Source organism: Kosakonia sp., from assembly GCF_032104925.1.
Taxonomy (GTDB): domain Bacteria; phylum Pseudomonadota; class Gammaproteobacteria; order Enterobacterales; family Enterobacteriaceae; genus Kosakonia.
This window is the reverse complement of sequence record NZ_DAMCGF010000009.1, coordinates 24,563-48,234: the sequence shown is the minus strand read 5'-3', so window position 1 is coordinate 48,234 and position 23,672 is coordinate 24,563. Positions and strand designations below refer to the sequence as shown.

Below are 23,672 nucleotides of genomic sequence, written 5' to 3'. Positions count from 1 at the left end.
GCAAAGGAAAGGGCGTACCCGATAGGGCCGCCCTGAGAAAAGGTGCGTTGCTGTCAGGCGTTCTCTTTCAGCCAGTTAACCACGATGTCGTGGTGATTGCTGGTTTTGAAGTCATCAAACACATGTTCAACTTTACCGTCAGCATCCACGAGGAAGCTGATACGGTGGATGCCGTCGTAGGTTTTACCCATAAAGGTTTTTTCACCCCAGACGCCAAACTGCTCGCAGACCTGGTGGTCTTCATCAGAGAGCAGCGTAAAGTTGAGCAGCTCTTTTTCGGCAAAGCGGGAAAGTTTCTCTGGTTTGTCGGTGCTGATACCCAGCACTTCCACACCCGCTTTCTTTAACTCATCCATGTTATCGCGCAGGCCACAGGCCTGGACAGTACAGCCTGGTGTCATGGCTTTCGGGTAGAAATAGACCAGAACACGCTGTCCCTGGAAGTCGGCCAAATTTACTTGTTCACCGTCTTGATCGGGCAAGCTAAATTTCGGTGCGATATCACCGGCTTTCAGTGGATTCATTACTTAACTCCATCCTGTTCATCATGCTGGGAATAGTTGACGATGTTTATACTGCCTTGCGCGTTCAATTCTGTACATAGGGCTTTGAACGCCTGCTCAATATTTGACGCGTCCTGTGACGCGGGGCTATGAGCGGTTATCTGGATAAATAACGTTGGCGCAACGGTAAGATTACCGGGCTGTGTACGGGAGACTAACTCCGCAATATTCATTTCGTGTGCGTCGAAAAGCGCAGTGAAACGCTCAATCAGGTGGGGCGAATCGGGGACTTCAACCTGCACCCACACGGTGGCTGGCATATCAGGACGCGGACGGGCATCGGTACGTTTCATCACAATCAGCAAATCCAGCTCTGCGCCTTTCAGCGGCAACGTCGATTCGATAAGGGTGATGGCGTTCCACGAACCCGAAAGCAGCATTATAAACGTGAATTCTTCCCCCAGCATCGCCAGACGGCTGTCTTCGATATTACAGCCGCAGCTGCTGACGTGGCGTGTGATCGTGTTCACAATGCCAGGCCGGTCGGCCCCCAGCGCAGTGATAACCAAAAAGTGTTGTGATGAGGTTGTCAAACCTGAGCTTCCTGTCAAACATGAGGTAATCATAAGGAAAGCATAAAAAAAACCGGCATACAACCGCCACAGAGCCTCAGGTCTCTTGCTTTTCTGACGGCACCGCACGTACCATTGAGAATCTTGTTCGCACAGAGGATGGCCCATGTTCACGGGAAGTATTGTCGCGCTTATCACGCCGATGGATTCGCAAGGTAAAGTCTGCCGGTCAAGCCTGAAAAAACTGATTGATTACCATGTCGCCAACGGAACCACGGCGATCGTTTCGGTAGGGACTACCGGTGAATCCGCCACGCTGAGCCATGATGAACATGCTGACGTGGTGAAGATGACGGTTGAACTGGCCGACGGGCGCATCCCTGTGATTGCCGGGACGGGCGCGAACGCTACCGCAGAAGCCATCAGCCTGACCCAGTGTTTCAACGACAGCGGTGTGGTGGGTTGCCTGACCGTTACGCCTTACTACAACCGCCCGACTCAGGAAGGGCTATTCCAGCATTTTAAAGCCATCGCCGAACATACTGACCTGCCGCAAATTCTGTATAATGTGCCGTCGCGCACCGGCTGCGATATGCTGCCGGAAACCGTGGGTCGCCTGGCGAAAATTAAAAATATTATCGGTATTAAGGAAGCGACCGGGAACTTAAGTCGTGTTCACCAGATCAAAGAGCTGGTTTCAGACGACTTTATTCTGCTGAGCGGCGACGATGCCACCGCGCTGGACTTTATGCAGCTCGGCGGTGACGGTGTGATTTCCGTGACCAGCAACGTGGCGGCGCGTGATATGGCTGACATGTGCAAACTGGCGGCCGAGGGGAATTACGCCGAAGCACGCGTGATCAACCAGCGTTTGATGCCGTTACACAACAAATTATTTGTCGAACCCAATCCGATCCCAGTCAAATGGGCATGTATGGAGTTGGGGCTTGTAGCAACCGACACGCTGCGTCTGCCGATGACGCCCATCACCGACCACGGTCGTGACGTTGTCCGCACTGCGCTTAAGCATGCCGGTCTGCTGTAAAGTTTAGGGAGATTTGATGGCTTACTCAGTACAGAAGTCGCGCCTGGCGAAGGTAGCGGGTGTTTCACTAGTGATGTTGCTCGCCGCCTGTAGTTCCGATTCACGTTATAAGCGTCAGGTTAGCGGTGACGAATCCTATCTGGATGCGGCTCCGCTTGCTGAACTTCATGCGCCCGCAGGGATGATCCTCCCGGTGCAAAACGGTGATTACACCATTCCTGTTGCTAACGGCAGTGGCGCTGTAGGTAAAGCGCTGGACATTCGTCCGCCAGCTCAGCCGCTGGCGCTGGTGAGCGGTGCGCGCACCCAGTTTACCGGTGACACCGCGACGCTGATGGTCGAAAACGGCCGCAACAGCACGCTGTGGCCGCAGGTCGTCAGCATTCTTCAGGGGAAAAACTACAGCATCGACAAACGTGACGATGCTACGCAAACCCTGACCACCGGTTGGGTTGACTGGAACCGTCTGGATGAAGATCAGCAGTATCGTGGTCGTTATCAAATCTCGGTGAAACCGCAGGGTTACCAGCAGGCGGTTGTCGTCAAGCTGGTGAATCTGGAACAGGCGGGCAAACCGGTTGCGGACGCCGCATCGCTGCAGCGTTACAGCACCGAAATGCTGAACGTTATCTCCTCCGGTCTGGATAAAACTGCAACTGACGCGCAAAACGCGGCGGAAAACCGCAGCGTCTCTACGCTGAACGTCCAGAGCGCTGCCGATGATACCGGTCTGCCAATGCTGGTGGTGCGTGGTCCGTTTAACGTGGTGTGGCAGCGTCTGCCGTCCGTGCTGGAAAAAGTGGGCATGAAAGTGACCGACAGCACCCGCTCAACGGGCAGCATTGCCGTGACCTACAAGCCGCTGTCTGACAGCAGCTGGCAGGAACTGGGCGCGCGCGATCCGGGTCTGGCCTCCGGCGACTATAAACTGCAGGTCGGCGATCTCGATAACCGCAGCAGCCTTCAGTTCATCGATCCGAAAGGTCACACGCTGACACAATCGCAGAACGACGCGTTAGTCGCAGCCTTCCAGGCGGCGTTTAACCGATAATCCTCAGGGCCGGATCTTCCGGCCTTTTTTATTATGGTGACGCAAACGTGTGCGTCAGCGTAAAATAGCCAAATTAGCCTTGTAATCACACCTGGAGTAATGAAGATGCAAAAGCAAGCTGAGTTGTATCGCGGCAAAGCGAAGACCGTGTACAGTACGGAAAACCCGGACCTGTTGGTGCTCGAATTCCGTAACGATACGTCAGCAGGGGATGGCGCGCGCATTGAACAGTTCGATCGTAAGGGCATGGTGAACAACAAGTTTAACCATTTCATTATGACCAAGCTGCAAGAAGCGGGTATCCCGACCCAGATGGAAGCGCTGCTTTCAGATACCGAATGTCTGGTGAAAAAACTGGATATGGTGCCGGTAGAGTGCGTGATTCGTAACCGTGCGGCAGGCTCGCTGGTGAAACGTCTGGGCATTGAAGAGGGCATTGAGCTGAATCCGCCGCTGTTTGATATGTTCCTCAAAAACGATGCGATGCACGATCCGATGGTGAACGAATCCTACTGCGAAACCTTCGGCTGGGTGAATAAAGAAAATCTGGCGCGCATGAAAGAGCTGACCTACAAAGCCAACGACGTGCTGAGCAAACTGTTTGATGATGCTGGTTTGATCCTCGTTGATTTCAAACTGGAATTTGGCCTGTTTAAAGGCGAAGTGGTACTCGGCGACGAGTTCTCCCCGGACGGCAGCCGCCTGTGGGACAAAGAGACGCTGGATAAAATGGACAAAGACCGTTTCCGTCAGAGCCTTGGCGGCCTGATTGAAGCCTATGAAGCCGTGGCGCACCGTCTTGGCGTGAAACTGGACTGATTTTCACCCCGTCTGACCTCCGGAGGGTGTCTGCATCCTCCGGATTGCCTCGCTTTTTTCCTGTGCTAATCCTTCCCTCAGCGCCTACGATCATATATACACTGAGTCCATCATTGGGATAGTGAGGTAGTTATGCGCTGGCAAGGCCGTCGAGAGAGTGACAACGTAGAAGACCGACGTAATGAGTCAGGTGGGCCGTCGATGCGCGGGCCGGGGTTTCGTTTACCGGGTGGCAAGGGTGGGATAATCCTGCTGTTTGTGGTGATTGTCGCGAGCTATTACGGTGTTGATCTCACCAGTTTACTGACCGGGCAACCGGTTAGCCCACCCACGCAACAACAGCGCGCCGCGAACCCGCACGAGGATGAGTCTGCGCATTTTACCCGCGTCATTTTCGCCACTACCGAAGAGACCTGGGGCCAGCTGTTTGAAAAAATGGGGCGACATTATCAGCAGCCGACGCTGGTGATGTACCGTGGCAGCACCCATACCGGTTGTGGTACCGGGCAATCCATCATGGGGCCGTTTTACTGCCCGGCAGACAGCAAAATTTATATCGATCTCTCTTTTTACGATGAGATGAAAAACAAGCTCGGCGCGGGCGGTGATTTCGCTCAGGGCTACGTGATTGCCCATGAAGTCGGTCATCACGTGCAAAAACTTCTGGGAACGGAAGCTAAAGTGCGCGGCCTGCAACAAAACGCCACGCAACAGCAGGCAAATGCCTTGTCGGTACGCATGGAGTTGCAGGCAGATTGCTATGCAGGCGTCTGGGGGCACAGCATGGAGCAGCAGGGCGTGCTGGAACCGGGCGATGTCGAAGAGGCGTTAAACGCCGCGCAAGCCATTGGTGATGACCGCTTACAGCAGCGCAGCCAGGGTGTCGCATTCCCGGATAGCTTTACGCATGGCACCTCGACACAACGTTACACCTGGTTCAAACGCGGAATGGACAGCGGCGATCCGGCGCAGTGCAATACATTCAGCGGGCAGCTGTAATCACCTCGTGATGCAACAACTGATTGAACTGAGCGCCCGCATGGCGCAGGAAGGGATCCGTCGCTTGCTGGTCATTGCCGGTCAGCCTGTGTGGAGTGAAGCGCAGGCGAGGACACTGCGCGACTCCCTTCCCGGCGACTGGCTGTGGGTGGGTGAAAACAGCGGCTGGCCACAACACATTCAACCCCGTGCATTAACCACCCTGCTCGGACGGGAATTCCGTCATGCGGTGTTTGATGCGCGTGAAGGATTTGATGTCGCCGCTTTCGCCGCGCTTGGCGGGACGCTCACGGCCGGTAGCTGGCTGGTGTTACTCGCACCGCCGTTCGCGCTGTGGCCGCAGCAGCCGGATGCAGACAGCCTGCGCTGGAGCGACACCGCCGAGCCGATTCCAACCCCGGTTTTTGTTGATCACTTTTGCCGTACGCTCCGTAGCGATCCACAAACCGTGGTGTGGCAGCAAACATCCCCTTTTTCTCTTCCGGACTTTTCTCCCCGGGCTGAATGGCACGCGGCAACCGGTGCACCCGAGCGCGAGCAGGCGCAGATCCTCGAGCAACTTCAGCACATGCCGCCAGGTGTCGCGGTGGTGACGGCACCGCGCGGGCGAGGAAAATCAGCGCTGGCGGGGATGCATATTGCCCGCATATCCGAGCCTGTCACGGTTACCGCACCTGCGCGCGCCGCCACCGATGTGCTGGCGCACTACGCCGGGGAGCGGTTCAACTTTATCGCCCCGGATGCGTTACTCCAGCAAATAACGGCGCAGGGAGCGCAGCCCGGTTGGCTGGTGGTGGATGAAGCCGCCGCCATGCCTGGCCCGCTGCTGCATGCGCTGGTTTCTGCTTTCCCCCGTGTATTGCTCACTACCACTGTTCAGGGTTATGAAGGCACCGGGCAGGGTTTTTTGCTGAAGTTCTGCGCCGGGTTTCCGCAGTTACGCCATTACACGCTCTCCACGCCGCTGCGCTGGGCGCCGGGCTGCCCGCTGGAGCAGGTGATTAGCGCCCTGTTGCTATTTGACGATGAACCTGTCGCGGAACCGCCGACAGGTGACATCACCATGCAACCGCTACCGGCGCAGGCCTGGCGAGAGGCACCGGCGATCCCGGCGGCGATTTATCGTCTGCTGGCGAGCGCCCATTACCGCACGTCACCGCTCGATCTGCGACGCATGATGGATGCGCCAGGGCAGCATTTCTGGCAGGCTTGCCGGGCAAAAACGACCGTTGCCGCGCTCTGGCTGGTGGAAGAGGGTGGGTTAAGTGCCGGGCTTAGCCTGGCTGTATGGGCGGGTTTTCGTCGCCCGCGTGGTAACCTGGTCGCGCAATCGCTGGCCGCGCACGGCGGTAGTCCGCTGGCGGCAACCCTGCACGGGCGGCGCATCAGCCGCATTGCTGTGCATCCTTTTTGCCAGCGGACAGGGATTGGCAGTGCGCTCATCGCCCATGCGCGGGCGCAAACAACGGCGTGTGATTACCTCTCTGTCAGTTTTGGCTATACGCCAGAGTTATGGCGCTTCTGGCAGCGCTGCGGTTTTTCACTGGTGCGCCTTGGCAGCCATCGCGAAGCGAGCAGCGGTTGTCTTACCGCCATGGCGATACTCCCGCTGACGGCGGCTGGCGAAGCCTTGCGGGTGCGGGAACAGACCCGGCTGGCGCGCGATCTGCCCTGGCTTGCCGACTGGCGCGAGGAAACGTTGTCTCTGCCTGTTGTTCAGTCGACTACGCTTAGTGAAGAGGACTGGCTGGAGCTGGCCGGTTTTGCTTTTGCACATCGACCATTTTCGGCGGCTTTTGGCGCGTTATGTCGTCTGCTGGCGCAAACGCATTTGCCTTTGCCGGCATTACGAGGGCGGGTAAGCGATGGCGAAAGCGAACAGGCGTTATGTCAGCGTTTATCGCTGAGCGGGCGTAAAGCGCTGCTGTTATCTCAGCGCCAGGAGTGTGAACAGGCGCTCTTTAACCTGGATGCTGATCGTGCGCTCAATCTGAAAACACAGGTGCAGAAACTGCAATTTTTTTAACTAACTCATTCAGTTAAATGGCATGGTCATTATGGCTCCCGGGCGTAAACTGCACTCAATGATTTAAGGAGACAACCATGAAACATGACCATTTCGTTGTACAAAGTCCGCCATCTCCGGCAAAACAATTACTGCTGTTGTTTCATGGCGTTGGCGATAACCCGGTCTCCATGGGACAAATCGGCAGCTGGTTTGCACCGCACTTTCCCGATGCGCTGATCGTCAGTATTGGCGGCGTCGAAGCCTGCGGTGCACCACCCGCCCGCCAGTGGTTTTCCGTGGCAGGCGTGACGGAAGAAAATCGTCAGCAACGCATTGATGCTGTGATGCCGCAATTTATTGACGTTGTGCGCTACTGGCAGCAGCAAAGCGGTGTAAACGCATTAGCCACGGCGCTGATTGGCTTTTCGCAGGGGGCGATTATGGCGCTGGAAGGGCTGAAGGCGCAGCCGGCTCTCGCTTCGCGGGTGATCGCGTTCAACGGGCGTTATGCCACGCTGCCGCAGGCGGTTTCTACGGCGCAGACCATTCACCTGATTCACGGCGGTGAAGACCGGGTTATCGATCTCGCCTGGGCGGTGAAGGCCCAGGAAGCGGTGCAAACGTTAGGCGGCGATATCACGCTGGATATTGTCGATGATTTGGGCCATGCCATTGATGATCGCAGTATTGAGCTGGCGCTCAAACATTTGCGCTACACCGTGCCGAAGCACTATTTCGATGAAGCATTAAGCGGTGGCAAGCCGAATGACGATAATATTGTCGAATTTTTATGAGTAAAAAAATTCACCCCCGAAAGGGGGTGAATAATGTGAGGCTTACTTTTTCGGCTGATCCTGTTTCGGCCAGTCGTCGTCATCGTCCCACTTGTCGTTGAAATCACGATGCGGCGGCAGATCCGGTTTGTTAGCGAGGAATTTTTTGTGATCGACCCGGCTCAGGTCTTTGATCACATTAATCAGTACGCCAAGTAAAAACACCAGCACCAGAATCCACCAATATTTTGCCAGCCAGTCCATGTCATCCTCCAGGCCATCAGGCGATGAGTTGTTCCATAATGCGTTGATACATACGGGCAAGCAGTTGCAAATCCGCCGCGTTCACACATTCGTTGATCTTGTGAATGGTGGCGTTCACCGGCCCGAGCTCAACCACTTGCGCGCCCATACGCGCGATAAAACGGCCATCTGACGTGCCGCCGGTGGTTAACAACTGCGGTTTGATCTCATTATAGTGCTCAATAGCATTGACCACCGCATCCACCAGCTTGCCGCGCCCTGTCAGGAAAGGCTGCCCGGAAACCCACCACTCCACGCTGTAACGCAACTGATGTTTATCCAGCAGCGCCTGCACATGAGCTTTGATCATTTCGTCGGTCAGCTCGGTACTAAAGCGGAAGTTGAACTGCACAAACAGATCGCCCGGGATAACGTTGTTGCTACCGGTTCCGGCTTTGATATTGGCAATCTGCATGCTGGTCGGCGGGAAGTATTCGTTGCCGTGATCCCACTGGATCGCCACCAGCTCATTGAGCATTGGCGCGGCGCGGTGCACCGGGTTATCCGCCAGGTGCGGATAGGCAACGTGACCCTGAACACCGTGAATCGTCAGATTGCAGGTCATTGAACCACGGCGACCGTTTTTTACCACATCGCCCACCACTTCCGTACTGGAAGGCTCGCCGACCAGGCAGTAATCCAGCCGTTCGTTACGCGCCATCAGTGCGTCGACCACTTTGACAGTGCCGTTGGTGGCGCTGGCCTCTTCGTCAGAGGTGATGAGAAACGCCAGACGGCCTTTATGCTGCGGATGTTGCGCGACAAAACGCTCGGCGGCGACGACCATCGCCGCCAGCGAACCTTTCATGTCTGCCGCGCCGCGGCCAAACAGCATGCCGTCACGGATGGTCGGTTCAAAAGGCGGATTGATCCAGCGGTCCGCATCGCCAGCCGGTACCACATCCGTATGGCCAGCGAAGGCCAGCGTTTCGCCTTGCCCGCGCCATGCCCAGAAGTTTTGCGTGTCGCCAAAAACCATCGGCTCAATGGTAAAACCGATAGCGCGCAGACGTTCAATCATCAGCGCCTGGCATCCTGCGTCATTGGGGCTCAGAGAAGGGCGACGAATAAGCTGCTGTGTCAGCTCAATAACCGGGCACGACATAAACTACACCTCGTTGATAAACTTCTCATAACTGGATTCATTGAAACCCAGCAGCATAGGCTTACCCGGCGCGCAGAGCAATGGGCGTTTGATAATTGCAGGCATTTCAAGCATCAACGCGATGGCGGCATCATCACTGGTGATGGTTGCGCGCTGGGCTTCATCCAGCTTACGCCAGGTGGTGCCACGGGTGTTTAACAGCGCTTCCCGGCCGAGTTCATCAACAAATGTACGCAGTAAATCTGCATGAATACCGTCTGCGCGGTAATCGTGGAAACGGTATTCCACCCGCTGCGCTTCGAGCCAGCGGCGCGCTTTTTTGATGGTGTCGCAGTTTTTGATGCCGTACATGGTGAGCATGGTGAATCCTTTTGTCTCATTTTTGGTTATTTGTACAAGAAATTAGAATAACGGATTTTAATTTGCCTGTGATTAGTCTGATAAGCAAATTTCAGCGGATATAACCACTCTGTTCCAGTTTGAATAAACTTTCAGGTGTTGCGCATACCATTCCAGTGGTTAAAAAACGGAAACCATATTGTTGATAAAATCCGGTCTTTTCCGGTACGGAATAAATAAAGGTTTTACCGAACGGTAATAATGTTCTGACAATGTCAGACATTAGCTGTTTTCCATAACCGCGGCCCTGCATTTCTGGCGCGACCACAATATCCGCAACATAGCTGGCCCATGTCAGATCGCTGATAGCACGTGCCGTGGCGACCAGTTCCCCGTTATGGTAGCCGAACCAGCAGAAGGTGCTGTTGCGCCACGCTTGCTCTACCTGTAGCGGGTCGCGCTGATTAAGTCCGCCTGCGGCAATAAGCGCCGTTAATGCCAGCCAGTCCACCTCTTCAATTGCTGATTTATCGAACAATGTGATCGTCATTTCATTTGGCCCTAAAGTTTTTATGGAATATTGCCGTTATTCACAGTAAATGACATGACATCGGCTCATAGTTATCGCAAGCATTAAAAGTACCCCGCTAATAGCGATTGAAGCAATTGATTAACGTCTCTTCAATGTTGTTAGGGGTTTGAGTAGAATTGCCAAAATAATAAGAGAGGTAGTTATGATTGAACATGAACTGGGGAACTGGAAAGACTTTATCGAAGGCATGCTTCGTAAATAATTTCCTGATCAACGATTAAGCAGTGACGGCTTAATAAATAACAATGTGCACCGACACATGAAAAAGGCGACCAGCAGGTCGCCTTTTTGTTATGCAGAAATTACTGCGCGCGCGCTTTCAGCGGGAAACGGCGGCGCACCAGCACGAAGAACAGCGGCACGAAGAAAATTGCCAGCACGGTGGCGGAAATCATCCCGCCCATCACACCGGTACCCACCGCATGCTGGCTGCCGGAGCCCGCGCCGGTGCTGGTTGCCATTGGCAGCACACCGAAAACGAACGCCAGCGAGGTCATGAGGATCGGCCGCAAACGCTGACGGCAAGCATGCAGCGTGGAGACCAGCAGATCTTCGCCTTTCGCATTCATGTCGTTGGCAAATTCGACGATGAGTATCGCGTTTTTCGCCGACAGGCCTATGACCGTCAACAACCCGACCTGGAAGTAGACATCGTTTTCCAGCCCGCGCATCCAGGTTGCCAGCAACGCGCCAATCACGCCAAGCGGCACCACCAGCATCACCGAGAACGGCACAGACCAGCTCTCATACAGCGCCGCGAGGCACAGGAACACGACCAACAGGGAAACCGCATATAACGCTGGTGCCTGCGCGCCGGAGAGACGCTCCTGGTAAGACATCGCGGTCCACTCGAGGCCAAAACCGGTAGGCAACTGGCTAACCAGTTTCTCCATCACATCCATCGCCGTACCGGTGCTGACGCCGGGTGCGGATTCGCCGACAATCTCGACTGCGGCATAACCGTTGTAGCGCTCCAGGCGCGGCGAACCGGTTTCCCAGCGCGAAGTGGCAAACGCGGAGAACGGCACCATTCCACCGCTGCTATTTCGCACATACCACAGGTTGATATCGTCCGGCAGCATGCGGTATTTCGCCGCAGCCTGTACATAGACCTTTTTCACGCGGCCGCGATCCATAAAGTCATTCACGTAGCTGGAGCCCCAGGCGGTTTTCAGCGTGTTGTTAATATCATCAATCGACACGCCGAGCGCCTGCGCTTTGCGCTGATCGATATCGATTTGCAACTGTGCGCTGTCATCAAGACCGTTGTGGCGAACGCGGGTCAGCGCCGGATCTTTCGCCGCCATCTCAATCAGACGATCGCGGGCAGCCATCAGCGCGTCGTGGCCTGCACCGGCGTGATCCTGCAGCTCCATATCAAAACCAGCCGAACTCCCCATGCCACTGATAGCGGGCGGGCTGCTGGCGAAAACGCGGGCTTCACTAATACGGCTAAACGCTTTGGTGGCGCGTTCGATAATGGCAAACGCGCTACCGCTGTTCGGGTCGCGGGCTTCCCAGTCTTTCAGGCGGATAAACAAACGCGCCACGTTCTGCCCGTTACCACCGGGGCCAGAGCCGACGGTGGCAAACACCGATTCAACATTCGCTTTCTCGTGGGTGAAGAAATAGTCTTCGACTTTCTGCACCACTTTCAGCGTCTGCTGTTGCGTAGCCCCGCTCGGCAACTGCACGGATGTGGTAAACATGCCCCGGTCTTCCAGCGGCAGAAACGACGTTGGCAGACGCAGGAACAGCAGTACCATGCCGCCAATCAGCAACATATAGAGCAAAATCCAGCGCAGGCTGCGGTGCAGGATTTTACCGACGGCGGTTTCATAACGATCGGCATTACGGTTGAAAATGCGGTTAAAGGCGCCGAAAAAGCCTTTCTGCCCGTGCAGTTCCCCTTTATGCAGCGGCTTGAGCAGCGTGGCGCATAACGCCGGTGTGAGGATCATCGCCACCAGCACAGAAAGCACCATCGCCGAAACAATGGTGATGGAAAACTGGCGATAAATCGCGCCAGTGGTGCCGCCAAAGAACGCCATCGGTACAAATACCGCCGACAGCACCATCGCAATCCCCACCAGCGCGCCCTGGATTTGCCCCATCGATTTGCGTGTCGCTTCCCTGGGCGACAGCCCTTCTTCGGTCATGATGCGTTCGACGTTTTCCACCACCACAATCGCATCATCCACCAGCAGACCGATGGCGAGCACCATGGCGAACATGGTCAGGGTGTTGATGCTGTAGCCGAATGCGTAGAGCACGGCGAATGTGCCAAGCAGCACGACCGGCACGGCGATAGTGGGGATCAGCGTGGCGCGGAAATTTTGCAGGAACAGGTACATCACCAGAAACACCAGCGCGATAGCTTCGAGCAGGGTTTTCACTACATCGATAATCGAAGCTTTAACAAACGAGGTGGTTTCGTAAGCGACTTTATATTCCAGACCGTGCGGGAAAAAGGGGGCCAGTTCGTTTAAGCGGTTAATCACCCGCTCTGCCGTTGCCATTTCGTTAGCGCCGGAGGCCAGTTTCACCCCCAGGCCGGAAGCGGGGTTGCCGTTAAAACGGCTCAGGTAGTCATATTTCTCTGCGCCCAGTTCCACCGTCGCCACGTCACCAAGACGCACTTCCGAGCCGTCCTGATTCACGCGCAGCGTAATATTGCGAAACTGTTCCGGCGTTTGTAAAAGCGACTGCGCGTTGATAGTGGCGTTTAATGCCTGGCGATCAACAGAAGGCGTTCCGCCAAGTTGCCCGACGGCAATTTGCGCGTTCTGCGACGAAATGGCGCTGGTGACGTCCGAGGCGGTGAGCTGGTAACTGTTGAGCTTCGCAGGATCGAGCCAGATACGCATTGAATATTGCGAACCGTAGGCGTCAATATCGCCAACGCCGTTTACGCGGCTAATCGGATCCTGAATATTACTCGCCACATAGTCGGAGATATCTTGCTTATCCATCGACCCGTCGGTGGAGACAAACGCGATGGTTAAGATGTTGGTATCACCGGTTTTACGCACCGTGACGCCCTGGTTTTGCACGGCTTGCGGAAGTTTACGCATCGCCGATTGCAGCTGGTTTTGTACCTGCTGTACGGCTTCATCAGGATCGGTACCGGCGCTGAAATTGAGGGTGACCGTCGCCTGCCCGGTGGCGCTGCTTTGCGAGGACATATACATTAAATTATCGAGGCCGGTCATATTCTGCTCGATAACCTGAGTAACGGTATTTTCCAGGGTTTGCGCCGATGCACCAGGGTAGTTAGCGGTAATGCGGACGTTAGGCGGGGCTAAATCGGGATATTGTTCGACGGGTAAAGAAATAATGGCAAGTGTCCCCGTAAGACAGATCAGGATCGCCAGCACCCACGCGAAAATGGGGCGATCAATAAAAAAATTCGCCATCAGAAATAAAACCTCATATTGCTGCGCATCGTTATAGTGACATTGCTTGCATCAATGTAGCGGCAATGCAGAAACCAATCGTGGAGAAAAAAAGGAGAAAATGTAAATTATCATGCCCGATTAAGGCATAACTATGCATAACGGAACTTAAGCGAAATTTCCTCCTGTACAAAATCAATTTACTTTAAATTCTTTACACTTATTGACGCTCTGCGCTGGCCGGTAACGGAAAACGAAACTGCACTTGCGTGCCGCTTCCCGGCGGTGAGACGATTTCCAGCACACCGCCAAGGCGCTCAGCGCGCTCGCGCATGATCGTCAACCCGTAATGCCCGGCGGGCTCCTGCGTACTGTTCATACCGATGCCGTTATCACGAATGTAGACCGAGTGCAGCCCGTCAGGATCGGTCACACAACTGACGGTGATTTCGCTGGCCTGCGCGTGCTTAATCGCGTTGATGACCGCTTCGCGCACAATTTGTAAGACGTTCATTTGCTGTTGCGCATCCAGCGCCTGGGTGGGTAAACGACAATCCAGATTCAGCTTCGCGCTGGTCTGGCTTTGCAAGACATCCAGCGCTTCACGCAGCGCGGCGGGTAGCGAGCTTTGCTGTAAAGAGAGGCGGAACGTGGTAAGCAGCTCACGTAACTGCTGCCAGGCGTTGTTCAGACCGCGCGAAAAGTCGTCGATAATCAGATGTGCCGGGGCGTTATCGTCCGGCACCGAGCGTTTAAGCAGCGCCAGTTGGATACGCAAATAGGAGAGCATCTGCGCCAGTGAATCGTGCAGCTCGCGGGCGATGGTGGCGCGTTCTTCCATCAGCATTAATTGCTGGTAATGTTTCTGCGCCTGGTTGATATAGAGCCCGCGTCCAAGAATGGTGGCGATATTGCACATCAGCGGCGCGGAGAGCGGCTGCTGGTGGCTTTGCCAGCGCAGCTCGCCCAGTACGTTCTCCTGCATATTTACCGGCAAGCTGTTCACCGGCAGAGCGGGGTCAAGCTCCCCTTGCTGGATCCGCCAGTTGTCATCGACAACCAGTTCCAGGAAGCAGGCGGCCTGATGATCGTAGACGATCTGCAACACGTGGTGCAGGCAGAGGGCGTCTATCTGGCTGGTATTGAGCGCCTGTGAGCACTGGTACATTACCTCCAGGCGGCTGTTAGCTTCATGCAGATCGCGGGTTTTTTCCGCCACCGACGTTTCCAGCGAGCGGTAGAGTTTAAACAGTTGTCCGGACATACTGTCGAACGTTGAAGCCAGTAACCCCAGTTCGTTATCCAGTTTGTTATCGAGGGGCAGCAAGGAAAATTGTCCCTGCTGGATACGCTGGCAGGTGGCGACCAGGTTATTAAGCGGTTTGACGACCCGCTGGCGAATACGGTGCAGCGTAAAAAACACCAGCGTGAAAATCCCTGCTGCGCCCAGCAGCGAAATAGCGACCACCAGCATCATCTTGCGTTCGGCATAGTGCTGGAGCGCCAGCACGAATAAATCAATTTGCCCGACATAAGCCTGGATATTTTGCTCGTACCACTGCTGGTCGCCCTGAATCAGATGTTTTTCCATCTGGCGCCAGTTTTCGTGCAATTGCCCATAACGTTGCTGTACTTCTTGCGGAACGTACCAGTGGTTCAGGGTTTGTAATACGGGAGAGTTCAGCGTCTGCTGGTAAATCTGGCGGTGGGGTTGTAGCTCGGCGGTCTGTTTTTGCAGTTCGTAACCAAGACGGTAACTCTGCATACGCAGTGATCCGGCAATATTAATGGCTTGCGCGTCATCAAGGCTGCTGGCAAGCGTGACGAGCGCCACCCCGGTGGAGAGCAGCGACAGTAAAACAAGAGAGAAAAAGGCTCTGGCCAGGCTTCCTGAAACAGGTTTTTTGACTATCACTGCAGCGCTTCCCAATCCTGATGTTACGTACAGGAAACATCGGCCTGAACGTCCATCGAATGAAATAATTTTTCAGGAATCCTGAAATAAATTGATCTGCTACAAGCTCGTGACAAATAGATAACCTTTCTGGGCAATTGAACATTGCCTGTGTCGTGCTGCCCCGGTAAATACAATGCTCATATAAAAAATAAGGTTTATTAAACCAGAAAAGAAGGGTGCCATGAATCGTTTTATTATGGCGAATAGCCAGCAATGTATAGGATGTCGTGCCTGCGAAGTCGCGTGTGTGATGGCGCACAATAATGAGCAACATGTGTTAAGCGCCGACCATTTTCACCCACGGATCACCGTGATTAAACATCAGCAGCACCGCAGCGCGGTGACCTGCCACCACTGTGAAGCTGCGCCCTGTGCCCGTAGTTGTCCGAATGGCGCAATCAGCCGCGTTGATGAGGCGATTCAGGTCAATCAGCAAAAATGTATTGGCTGCAAATCCTGCGTGGTGGCTTGCCCGTTTGGCACCATGCAAGTGCTTGTCACACCAACTGGTGACGGGCTGGTGAAAGCCACCGCGCACAAATGCGATCTCTGCCAGGGCAGAGCGGAAGGGCCGGCCTGTGCGCAGAACTGCCCGGCCGATGCACTGCAACTGGTGAACAGTGACGCGCTGGCGGGGCTTGCGAAATCACGTCGTCTGCGAACTGCCAGCCATGAGGCGCAGCCGTGGCACAGTGTTGCGGCGCTGACTCCCGCCTTTAACGACCGCAAAGTGCGGCAGATGCGTAAAACGCCGCCGCGCGGTGAGCCAGATAAATTGCCACTGGCGGCGCGTAAAAGCGGTTTTGATGAAATCTATCTGCCGTTTCGCGCCGATCAGGCCAGTCGTGAAGCGGAGCGCTGCCTGAAGTGCGGCGACCACAGCATTTGCGAATGGACCTGCCCGCTGCATAACCATATTCCGCAGTGGATCGAGCGGGTAAAAGAGGGCGATATTGCGGCTGCGGTCGAACTTTCGCATCAAACCAACTGCTTACCGGAGATCACCGGTCGCGTCTGCCCGCAAGACCGGCTGTGCGAAGGGGCATGTACGGTACGCGATGAGTATGGCGCGGTCACGATCGGCAATATTGAGCGCTATATCTCCGATCAGGCGCTGGCGCAGGGCTGGAAACCTGATTTACAGCAGGTTGCGGCGGTGGATAAGCGCATCGCGATTATCGGTGCTGGTCCGGCGGGCCTCGCCTGTGCGGATGTGCTTGCTCGCCATGGCGTGAGTGCCACGGTGTTCGATCGCCACCCGGAAATCGGCGGCTTGCTTACCTTTGGCATTCCCGCTTTTAAACTGGATAAATCGCTGCTGGCGCGGCGTCGTGAAATTTTCAGCGCGATGGGTATTCGCTTTGAACTCAATTGCGAAATTGGCAAAGACATCGCGCTGGATACGCTGCTCAGCGATTACGACGCGGTGTTTGTGGGTGTTGGCACTTACCGTTCCATGAAAGCCGGGTTGCCAAATGAGGACGCTCCGGGCGTTTATGATGCGCTGCCGTTCCTGATTGCCAACACCCGCCAGTTAATGGGGCTGCCGGACAGCGCCGACGAGCCGTTTATCAACACCAGGGGGTGTAATGTCGTGGTGCTTGGCGGCGGCGATACGGCAATGGACTGTGTCCGTACCGCACTGCGCCATGGCGCGAGCAAAGTGACCTGCGCCTACCGTCGCGACGAAGCCAACATGCCCGGCTCGAAGAAAGAGGTGAAAAATGCGCGGGATGAAGGGGCTGAATTTGAGTTCAACGTCCAGCCGGTCAATCTTGAGCTGGATAAGAGCGGCAAAGTTTGCGGCATTCGCTTGCTGCGCACACAGCTCGGCGAGCCGGATGCCAAAGGCCGCCGCCGTCCGGTGCCGATTGAAGGCAGTGAGTTTGTTATGCCTGCCGATGCGGTGATCATGGCGTTTGGTTTCAACCCGCATTCGATGCCGTGGCTGGAGCGCCACGGTGTGCGCGTTGATGACTGGGGGCGCATTGCCGCCAGTGTCGAAAGCCAGTATCGCTACCAGACCAGTAATCCGAAAATTTTTGCCGGGGGCGATGCGGTACGCGGTGCCGATCTGGTGGTGACCGCGATGGCGGAAGGGCGCCACGCCGCGCAGGGCATGATGGACTGGTTGGGCGTCAAAGCACCAGGGCAGCATTAAGGCGTTTGCCATAAAACAGGCTTCACGGCGTCACACTTCGCGGCGTAGTATTACGCAAAGTTGTTAGCGCTCTGGAGCCTGTATGTCGCTGAAAATTGAAGTTATCAAAGATAAAATCCTCTCTGAAAATTATTTTGTCCTGCGCAATATCACCTACGATTTGACCCGTCAGGACGGTGAAGTGGTGCGTCATAAACGTGAAGTTTATGACCGCGGCAATGGCGCCACTATCCTGCTGTATAACCGCGAAAAGCAGAGTGTGGTGCTGATCCGCCAGTTCCGGATTGCCACCTGGGTAAATGGCAACGTGGACGGTCGCCTGATTGAAGCCTGTGCCGGGTTACTGGATGACGATGAGCCGGAAGTGTGCATTCGTAAGGAAGCGATTGAGGAGACGGGATACGAAGTTGGCGAAGTGCGCAAAGTCTTTGAGTTATACATGTCGCCGGGCGGGGTAACGGAAATTGTCCACTTCTTCATTGCGGAATATAACGATGCGCAGCGCGCTAATAACGGCGGGGGAGTGGAAGATGAAGATATCGAAGTGCTGGAGTTACCTTTCCGGCATGCCTTAGCGATGGTCGCCAACGGTGAGATCCGTGATGGCAAAGCGGTGATTTTGCTGCAATATTTGCAAACATCTGGCCTAATGGACTGAAATTTATAAGGTTATCAGCTTCGCTTTCAGATGAAGCTATCCGACAAATCCGATTGAGCAAGCCTACCGGGAAATAGAATATACGCAGGTTCTGCGTCTATTCTTCCGGGGTTGTGCCAGCCATGCGTTACCGCAGCGTTTTGACTTTGCTCTTCGGCCTTCTGGCCGCACCGTGGCTGTGCGCTGCGCCCGCGCAACAAACCTTTTCCGACTGGCAGGTCACCTGTAATAACCAGAACTTTTGCGTGGCACGCAATATTGGTGAGCATCAGGGGCTGGTAATGACGCTGGAGCGCAGCGCCGGCGCGCGTGCCGATGCGACGCTGCGTATCGACTATGGCGGCATCGACGCGCCTGTTACCAAAGAACCGCCGATTGCCGGGCGCTTACTGTTTGACGGCCAGCCGCTGGTGCTGGCTGGCGAGCGCTGGCAAATCACGCCGTGGCATCTGGTGACGGATAATGCCGATGCCATCACTTCGTTTCTAAAAAACATTCAGGAAGGCCAGGCGCTTACCCTGCGAGGCAGCAAGGGCGAGATTTCTCTGGTCGGGCTGAAAGCGGCGCTGCTGTTTATTGATGCGCTGCAAAAACGTGTCGGCAGCGAAACGGCATGGATTAAAAAGGGCGATAGCCCGTCGTTAAGCGTCCCGCCCGCACCCGCGTTGAAAAAGGTAGCCACGGCCAACGTTGCGCCAGCTCCGCTGACGCACCAGGAACTGAACGATTTGCTGGATTACGGCACCTGGCGAATGAACAACAGCCAGTGTTCGCTGGATCCGATGCGCCGCCAGGTGCGTGTGAGCGCGCTAACCGATGATAAAGCGTTGCTGTTGATCGACTGTGAAGCGGGTGCGTATAACATGGTTGAACGCGCTTGGCTGGTATCACGGGAAAAACCATTTGCCGCTCGGCTGGTGCGCCTGATGCTGCCTTTCACGCCGGATAACGGTAACGATGAAATGGAGCTGATGAATGCGGCATTTGATGAGAGAACCCGCGAACTCACCACGCTCTCCAAAGGCCGCAGCCTGGCGGATTGCGGCGTGTCGAGCCGCTGGCGTTTTGATGGCCAGCGCTTTCGCCTGGTGCGTTACGCGCAGGAGCCCTCCTGCGATAGCTGGCACGGCCCCGATGCGTGGCCAACGCTGTGGGTGACGCGCTAACCCTTCGCTGACATAATCCCTTGCGGATATTTTTATCGGGAAGGGAATAATGAAACGCTTTTACCCACAATGGCTTGCGGCCTGCGTGCTCTTTTTTGCCGTTCTGCCTGCACAGGCTGAACTGACCTCAGCGGATAAACAGAGCATCACCCAGCTTGTTGACGTCTGGAATAGCCATCTGAATGGCAATGCCCGGGCAACCGGCAGCGATCTCTATGCGGCTCAGGTCGAATGGTTTGGCCAGCATCTTGAGCGCGACGAGGTCCTGCGCCGCCAGCAAGCGTTCACCTCTCACTCACCACACTATGCGCAGCGCATTATCACCACGCTTGATATCGCCGAAGATGAGGCGGGCCAGGCTCAGGTCGAGTTTGTTAAACAAGCCGGGTTCGATGAAAAACAGGTAAAAAACTACCCGGCGCAGCTTACCTTCAGCAAACAGCCTGCGGGCTGGCGCATTAGCGGCGAAACCGATTTGCTCACCCGCCTGAATCAAAAAGAGGCATCGGTGCAGGGGCTGTTGACCAAAGGCAAGTTTGACGGCAACAGCAAAGATGTCGTGTGGGTGAACGCGCGCGATCCCAAAACCGGTGGCAGCTGCGATGAAGAGGGTGACTGTGAATGTAAGCTCTGGAGCAGCAACCCGGCTGTACAACCCGCGGTGGTGCCGCAGTGCATTGGTGGTGGGGTGGAAACGCTGTCGCAGCTCGATGATAGCGGGCGCGATCGGGTTGTTGTTTTCCCACAATGGTGGACCAGCGCCTGGCGAGTGGTTTATGTCTTTGATATCCAGCAAGGGCAATGGACGAAAGCGCTGCCTTCATTTCCCATCAACATCAATATTCAGGAAGACGATGACGCCACAACGCTGGTGAAACGCGATACGCAGCACAACGGCAATGTGCTGGTGAAAAAAGCGCTGTGGGATGAAAAGCAGGAAGATATCGTGACGCCGCAGGAGAGCGAGCCGTTGCTGGTGGTGAAATAAAAAAGGCGCGCCAGCCATTTATGCTGGCGCGCTCACGCTTATTTTTTCAGTACCGCTTTGGCTTTCGCCACCACGTTTTCGACCGTGAAGCCGAAGTAGGGGAACAGCTTCTCGGCAGGTGCCGATTCCCCGTAACCGGTCATACCGACAATCGCCCCTTTCAGGCCGACATATTTGTACCAGTAATCGGCGATCCCGGCTTCAACCGCCACGCGCGCACTCACATCCGATGGCAGTACAGATTCACGCCAGGCTTCATCCTGCGCGTCGAAAATATCGGTCGACGGCAGCGATACCACGCGCACTTTATGGCCTTCGTTAGTCAGTTGCTCCGCCGCGTTGACGGTGATCTCCATCTCCGAGCCGGTCGCAATCAGGATCACATCCGGCGTGCCGTCGCAATCTTTCAGGATATAACCGCCACGGCTGATGGCCTGCACCTGCTCCGGGGTTCGCTCCATTTGCGTGAGGTTCTGGCGCGAGAGGATCAACGCTGTCGGGCCATGATGTCGCTCGATCGCCAGCTTCCAGCCGACCGCCGCTTCTACCTGGTCGCACGGACGCCAGGTGCTGAAGTTCGGCGTTAAGCGCAGGCTGGCGAGTTGTTCAACCGCCTGGTGCGTTGGGCCGTCTTCCCCTAAGCCAATCGAATCGTGGGTGTAAACCATGATCTGCCGGGCTTTCATCAACGCCGCCATACGCGCCGCGTTGCGGGCATATTCAACGAACATCAAAAAGGTGGCGGTATAAGGCACAAAACCACCGTGGTGCGCGATGCCGTTGGCAATGGCCGTCATACCAAACTCGCGCACGCCGTAGTGAATGTAATTCCCGGCGGGGTCCTCTTTCAGCGAGGTGGAGCCGGACCAGATGGTGAGGTTGCTGGGCGCGAGGTCGGCGGAACCGCCAAGCAGTTCCGGCAGGATTGGCCCATAGCTGTTGAGCGTGTTCTGCGAGGCTTTACGGGTGGCGATTTTCGCCGGGTTGGCCTGCAGCTTATTGATCCAGTCGGTGGTGGTTTTTTCCCAGCTTTCCGGCAGTTCACCGCTCATACGGCGTGTAAACTCGGCCGCCAGATCCGGGTATTCTTTGGCCCAGGCCGCCAGTTTTTCATTCCAGTCATGTTGATGTTTCGCCCCGCGTTCGCGGGCATCCCACGCCTGGTAAATCTCTTTCGGGATTTCAAAAGCCGGGTATTTCCAGCCGAGTTTTTGCCGGGTGAGCGCCACTTCTTCTTCACCGAGCGCCGCGCCGTGCGACTCCTCTTTCCCGGCTTTGTTCGGCGAGCCAAAACCAATCACCGTGCGGCAGATAATCAGTGACGGCTTATCTGTCACGCTTTGTGCTTCTTCGATAGCTTTTTTCACCGCCTCGGGTGAATGCCCGTCGATATCGCCAATCACATGCCAGTTATAGGCTTCGAAGCGTTTGGCGGTGTCATCGGTAAACCAGCCCTCAGTCTCGCCATCAATGGAGATGCCGTTGTGATCGTAAAAGCCGATCAGTTTGCCGAGTCCGAGCGTGCCCGCCAGCGAACAGACTTCATGGGAAATGCCTTCCATCAGGCAGCCATCGCCCATAAACACATAGGTGTAGTGGTCAACAATGTCATGCCCCGGCCGGTTGAATTGCGCGGCCAGCGTACGTTCGGCAATCGCCAGCCCGACGGCGTTCGCCAGCCCCTGCCCGAGCGGGCCGGTGGTGGTTTCTACGCCCGGCGTATAGCCGATCTCCGGGTGGCCCGGGGTTTTGGAGTGGAGCTGGCGGAAGTTTTTCAGCTCTTCAAGCGGCAGGTCATAACCACTGAGGTGCAGCAGGCTGTACAGCAGCATTGAGGCATGACCGTTAGAGAGGATAAAGCGGTCGCGATCGTACCAGGTGGGGTCCGCCGGGTTGTGGCGCAGAAAATCATTCCACAGCACTTCGGCAATATCCGCCATCCCCATCGGGGCGCCAGGGTGGCCAGAATTGGCTTTTTGCACCGCGTCCATACTCAGGGCGCGAACGGCGTTTGCAAGCTCTCTACGGGACATAATTCACTCCATGGCAAAGGTTAAAGTTTAGCGGCGAGCAGATCTTCAAGGCTGCGCTGATCAACGGCGAACTGACGGATACCGTCGGCCAGTTTTTCGACGGCCATCGGATCCTGGTTATGCTCCCAACGGAATTCAGCTTCTGTTAACGGTTCCGGGCGATGGAAGGTTTGGCGCGATGGCACCAGCTTGCGCTCAACAATGCCTTCCTGTGCCTGTAGCTCTTTCAGCAGCGCCGGAGAGATAGTCAGGCGGTCGCAGCCCGCCAGCGCGAGGATCTGCTCGGTGCGGCGGAAGCTTGCGCCCATCACGATGGTTTCATAGCGATGTTGTTTGTAGTAGTCGTAGATATTGCGCACCGACTTCACGCCGGGATCTTCATCCACCACATACGGGTCGAGCGGTTTGCGATCGTTATACCAGTCGTAAATACGGCCAACGAAAGGCGAAATCAAAAACACACCCGCTTCGGCACAGGCGCGCGCCTGGGCAAACGAGAACAGCAGCGTCAGGTTGCAGTTGATCCCCTCTTTTTCCAGCTCTTCCGCCGCGCGGATCCCCTCCCAGGTTGACGCCAGTTTGATCAAAATGCGTGACTTATCGATGCCCTGATCTTTGTACAACGCCACCAGCTGGCGCGCTTTGGCGATGCTCTTCTCTTTGTCGTAAGAGAGGCGGGCGTCAACCTCGGTGGAGACGCGTCCCGGGATGCTTTTCAGAATTTCCGCACCAAAATTGACCGCCAGTTTGTCGCTGGCTTCTGCCACTTGTTGCTCCTGGGTTTTACCACGCGCTTTGCCGTAGGCAATGGCATCGTCAATCAGATGCGAGAAGTGCGCCAGCCCGGCCGCCTTCAGCAGCAGGGAAGGGTTGGTGGTGGCATCTTCCGGCTGATAGTGGCGAATGGATTCGATGTCGCCGCTGTCGGCCACCACGGTAGTGAATTGTTTGAGGCCGTCTAAGTGATTCATGAAAAATAACTCCTTTAAAAGCAATGGATTACTGGAGTGCTTTCTGTCGCACTTTTGTGAGGATGAGAGGTGCATAACAAAAAAGCATAGCAGACGCGCCCGGGCCCTGCGTTTTGCGGCACGTAACAAAGTTGCGATAAATTGATAACAATTTTGTTTATGTCATGGCGAGATTTTGGCTATGTTCAAAGTTTATGCGGGCGACAGAGGCCATACTATGCGGCGCATTGGGAT

Annotated in this window: 21 protein-coding genes; 11 read left to right on the top strand and 10 right to left on the bottom strand. The window is 55.5% G+C overall.

Going from position 1 to position 23,672, the window contains the following annotated elements; genetic code table 11:
* Positions 1–53 precede the first annotated feature (53 nt).
* Positions 54–524, bottom strand: a complete 471-nt coding sequence (gene bcp, locus RT644_RS17320) for a thioredoxin-dependent thiol peroxidase (protein WP_020454679.1) — start codon at positions 522–524, stop codon at positions 54–56.
* Positions 524–1,096, bottom strand: coding sequence for a glycine cleavage system transcriptional repressor (locus RT644_RS17315; protein WP_017458947.1), 573 nt, complete (start codon positions 1,094–1,096; stop codon positions 524–526). The genes bcp and RT644_RS17315 overlap by 1 nt, the downstream gene beginning before the upstream one ends.
* Positions 1,097–1,241: 145 nt before the next feature.
* On the opposite strand from RT644_RS17315, the gene dapA reads away from it, so the two are divergent.
* The 6 genes from dapA (at position 1,242) to ypfH (ending at position 7,791) form a co-directional block, all read left to right on the top strand.
* Positions 1,242–2,120 carry a 4-hydroxy-tetrahydrodipicolinate synthase gene (dapA, locus tag RT644_RS17310; protein ID WP_045510336.1) on the top strand — a complete coding sequence of 293 codons (879 nt, stop codon included), beginning with the start codon at positions 1,242–1,244 and terminating at the stop codon, positions 2,118–2,120.
* Positions 2,121–2,136: 16 nt separating this feature from the next.
* Positions 2,137–3,171, top strand: coding sequence for an outer membrane protein assembly factor BamC (gene bamC / locus RT644_RS17305; protein WP_020454676.1), 1,035 nt, complete (start codon positions 2,137–2,139; stop codon positions 3,169–3,171).
* A 105-nt stretch (positions 3,172–3,276) separates the two neighbouring features.
* Positions 3,277–3,990, top strand: coding sequence for a phosphoribosylaminoimidazolesuccinocarboxamide synthase (gene purC, locus RT644_RS17300; RefSeq protein WP_017458944.1), 714 nt, complete (start codon positions 3,277–3,279; stop codon positions 3,988–3,990).
* A 132-nt stretch (positions 3,991–4,122) separates the two neighbouring features.
* Complete coding sequence (locus RT644_RS17295; protein ID WP_044489442.1) at positions 4,123–4,989, top strand: neutral zinc metallopeptidase; 867 nt, start codon at positions 4,123–4,125, stop codon at positions 4,987–4,989.
* Between the two features lie 10 nt (positions 4,990–4,999).
* A complete protein-coding gene (locus RT644_RS17290; protein ID WP_313627400.1) occupies positions 5,000–7,015 on the top strand; it encodes a tRNA(Met) cytidine acetyltransferase TmcA in 2,016 nt (671 codons plus the stop codon).
* Positions 7,016–7,092: 77 nt separating this feature from the next.
* Positions 7,093–7,791 carry an esterase gene (gene ypfH / locus RT644_RS17285; protein WP_313627371.1) on the top strand — a complete coding sequence of 233 codons (699 nt, stop codon included), beginning with the start codon at positions 7,093–7,095 and terminating at the stop codon, positions 7,789–7,791.
* A gap of 42 nt (positions 7,792–7,833) precedes the next feature.
* Here the strand turns inward: ypfH and RT644_RS17280 are convergent, their stop codons facing one another.
* From RT644_RS17280 to RT644_RS17265, 4 genes are all read right to left on the bottom strand, one after another.
* Positions 7,834–8,034, bottom strand: a complete 201-nt coding sequence (locus RT644_RS17280) for a YpfN family protein (RefSeq protein ID WP_017458940.1) — start codon at positions 8,032–8,034, stop codon at positions 7,834–7,836.
* A gap of 16 nt (positions 8,035–8,050) precedes the next feature.
* Positions 8,051–9,178, bottom strand: a complete 1,128-nt coding sequence (gene dapE / locus RT644_RS17275; RefSeq protein WP_313627370.1) for a succinyl-diaminopimelate desuccinylase — start codon at positions 9,176–9,178, stop codon at positions 8,051–8,053.
* Positions 9,179–9,181: 3 nt separating this feature from the next.
* Positions 9,182–9,538, bottom strand: coding sequence for an ArsC family reductase (locus tag RT644_RS17270; protein ID WP_313627369.1), 357 nt, complete (start codon positions 9,536–9,538; stop codon positions 9,182–9,184).
* Positions 9,539–9,629: 91 nt separating this feature from the next.
* Positions 9,630–10,067, bottom strand: a complete 438-nt coding sequence (locus RT644_RS17265; protein WP_045510320.1) for a GNAT family N-acetyltransferase — start codon at positions 10,065–10,067, stop codon at positions 9,630–9,632.
* Positions 10,068–10,251: 184 nt separating this feature from the next.
* Here RT644_RS17265 and ypfM point away from each other — a divergent pair, with 184 nt between their 5' ends.
* Positions 10,252–10,311 carry a protein YpfM gene (gene ypfM, locus RT644_RS17260; protein WP_100181659.1) on the top strand — a complete coding sequence of 20 codons (60 nt, stop codon included), beginning with the start codon at positions 10,252–10,254 and terminating at the stop codon, positions 10,309–10,311.
* A 100-nt stretch (positions 10,312–10,411) separates the two neighbouring features.
* On the opposite strand, the gene acrD is transcribed toward ypfM, so the two are convergent.
* Both acrD and narQ read right to left on the bottom strand, forming a co-directional pair.
* Complete coding sequence (acrD, locus tag RT644_RS17255) at positions 10,412–13,525, bottom strand: multidrug efflux RND transporter permease AcrD (protein WP_020454670.1); 3,114 nt, start codon at positions 13,523–13,525, stop codon at positions 10,412–10,414.
* A gap of 199 nt (positions 13,526–13,724) precedes the next feature.
* Positions 13,725–15,419: a nitrate/nitrite two-component system sensor histidine kinase NarQ gene (narQ, locus tag RT644_RS17250; RefSeq protein ID WP_313627368.1), complete on the bottom strand. Its 1,695-nt coding sequence runs from the start codon at positions 15,417–15,419 to the stop codon at positions 13,725–13,727.
* A gap of 223 nt (positions 15,420–15,642) precedes the next feature.
* On the opposite strand from narQ, the gene aegA reads away from it, so the two are divergent.
* The 4 genes from aegA to RT644_RS17230 all read left to right on the top strand — a co-directional run bounded on the left by aegA (position 15,643) and on the right by RT644_RS17230 (position 20,434).
* Positions 15,643–17,622, top strand: coding sequence for a formate-dependent uric acid utilization protein AegA (gene aegA / locus RT644_RS17245; protein WP_313627367.1), 1,980 nt, complete (start codon positions 15,643–15,645; stop codon positions 17,620–17,622).
* An 82-nt stretch (positions 17,623–17,704) separates the two neighbouring features.
* On the top strand, positions 17,705–18,280 hold the full coding sequence (nudK, locus tag RT644_RS17240; RefSeq protein WP_313627366.1) for a GDP-mannose pyrophosphatase NudK: 576 nt from the start codon (positions 17,705–17,707) through the stop codon (positions 18,278–18,280).
* A gap of 122 nt (positions 18,281–18,402) precedes the next feature.
* Positions 18,403–19,446 (top strand): DUF1176 domain-containing protein, encoded by a 1,044-nt coding sequence (locus RT644_RS17235; RefSeq protein ID WP_313627365.1) that lies wholly within the window; start codon positions 18,403–18,405, stop codon positions 19,444–19,446.
* Positions 19,447–19,495: 49 nt separating this feature from the next.
* Positions 19,496–20,434: a hypothetical protein gene (locus RT644_RS17230; protein ID WP_313627364.1), complete on the top strand. Its 939-nt coding sequence runs from the start codon at positions 19,496–19,498 to the stop codon at positions 20,432–20,434.
* A 38-nt stretch (positions 20,435–20,472) separates the two neighbouring features.
* On the opposite strand, the gene tkt is transcribed toward RT644_RS17230, so the two are convergent.
* Positions 20,473–22,467, bottom strand: a complete 1,995-nt coding sequence (gene tkt, locus RT644_RS17225; protein ID WP_313627363.1) for a transketolase — start codon at positions 22,465–22,467, stop codon at positions 20,473–20,475.
* A 20-nt stretch (positions 22,468–22,487) separates the two neighbouring features.
* A complete protein-coding gene (gene tal / locus RT644_RS17220; protein WP_020454663.1) occupies positions 22,488–23,438 on the bottom strand; it encodes a transaldolase in 951 nt (316 codons plus the stop codon).
* Positions 23,439–23,672: the final 234 nt, after the last annotated feature.

Excerpts from the sequence above, each read along its gene's own strand:
- bcp (WP_020454679.1), bottom strand. The coding sequence starts at position 524 with ATGAATCCACTGAAAGCCGGTGATATCGCACCGAAATTTAGCTTGCCC.
- dapA (WP_045510336.1), top strand. The coding sequence starts at position 1,242 with ATGTTCACGGGAAGTATTGTCGCGCTTATCACGCCGATGGATTCGCAA.
- bamC (WP_020454676.1), top strand. The coding sequence starts at position 2,137 with ATGGCTTACTCAGTACAGAAGTCGCGCCTGGCGAAGGTAGCGGGTGTT.
- purC (WP_017458944.1), top strand. The coding sequence starts at position 3,277 with ATGCAAAAGCAAGCTGAGTTGTATCGCGGCAAAGCGAAGACCGTGTAC.
- RT644_RS17295 (WP_044489442.1), top strand. The coding sequence starts at position 4,123 with ATGCGCTGGCAAGGCCGTCGAGAGAGTGACAACGTAGAAGACCGACGT.
- RT644_RS17290 (WP_313627400.1), top strand. The coding sequence starts at position 5,000 with ATGCAACAACTGATTGAACTGAGCGCCCGCATGGCGCAGGAAGGGATC.
- ypfH (WP_313627371.1), top strand. The coding sequence starts at position 7,093 with ATGAAACATGACCATTTCGTTGTACAAAGTCCGCCATCTCCGGCAAAA.
- RT644_RS17280 (WP_017458940.1), bottom strand. The coding sequence starts at position 8,034 with ATGGACTGGCTGGCAAAATATTGGTGGATTCTGGTGCTGGTGTTTTTA.
- dapE (WP_313627370.1), bottom strand. The coding sequence starts at position 9,178 with ATGTCGTGCCCGGTTATTGAGCTGACACAGCAGCTTATTCGTCGCCCT.
- RT644_RS17270 (WP_313627369.1), bottom strand. The coding sequence starts at position 9,538 with ATGCTCACCATGTACGGCATCAAAAACTGCGACACCATCAAAAAAGCG.
- RT644_RS17265 (WP_045510320.1), bottom strand. The coding sequence starts at position 10,067 with ATGACGATCACATTGTTCGATAAATCAGCAATTGAAGAGGTGGACTGG.
- acrD (WP_020454670.1), bottom strand. The coding sequence starts at position 13,525 with ATGGCGAATTTTTTTATTGATCGCCCCATTTTCGCGTGGGTGCTGGCG.
- aegA (WP_313627367.1), top strand. The coding sequence starts at position 15,643 with ATGAATCGTTTTATTATGGCGAATAGCCAGCAATGTATAGGATGTCGT.
- nudK (WP_313627366.1), top strand. The coding sequence starts at position 17,705 with ATGTCGCTGAAAATTGAAGTTATCAAAGATAAAATCCTCTCTGAAAAT.
- RT644_RS17235 (WP_313627365.1), top strand. The coding sequence starts at position 18,403 with ATGCGTTACCGCAGCGTTTTGACTTTGCTCTTCGGCCTTCTGGCCGCA.
- RT644_RS17230 (WP_313627364.1), top strand. The coding sequence starts at position 19,496 with ATGAAACGCTTTTACCCACAATGGCTTGCGGCCTGCGTGCTCTTTTTT.
- tkt (WP_313627363.1), bottom strand. The coding sequence starts at position 22,467 with ATGTCCCGTAGAGAGCTTGCAAACGCCGTTCGCGCCCTGAGTATGGAC.
- tal (WP_020454663.1), bottom strand. The coding sequence starts at position 23,438 with ATGAATCACTTAGACGGCCTCAAACAATTCACTACCGTGGTGGCCGAC.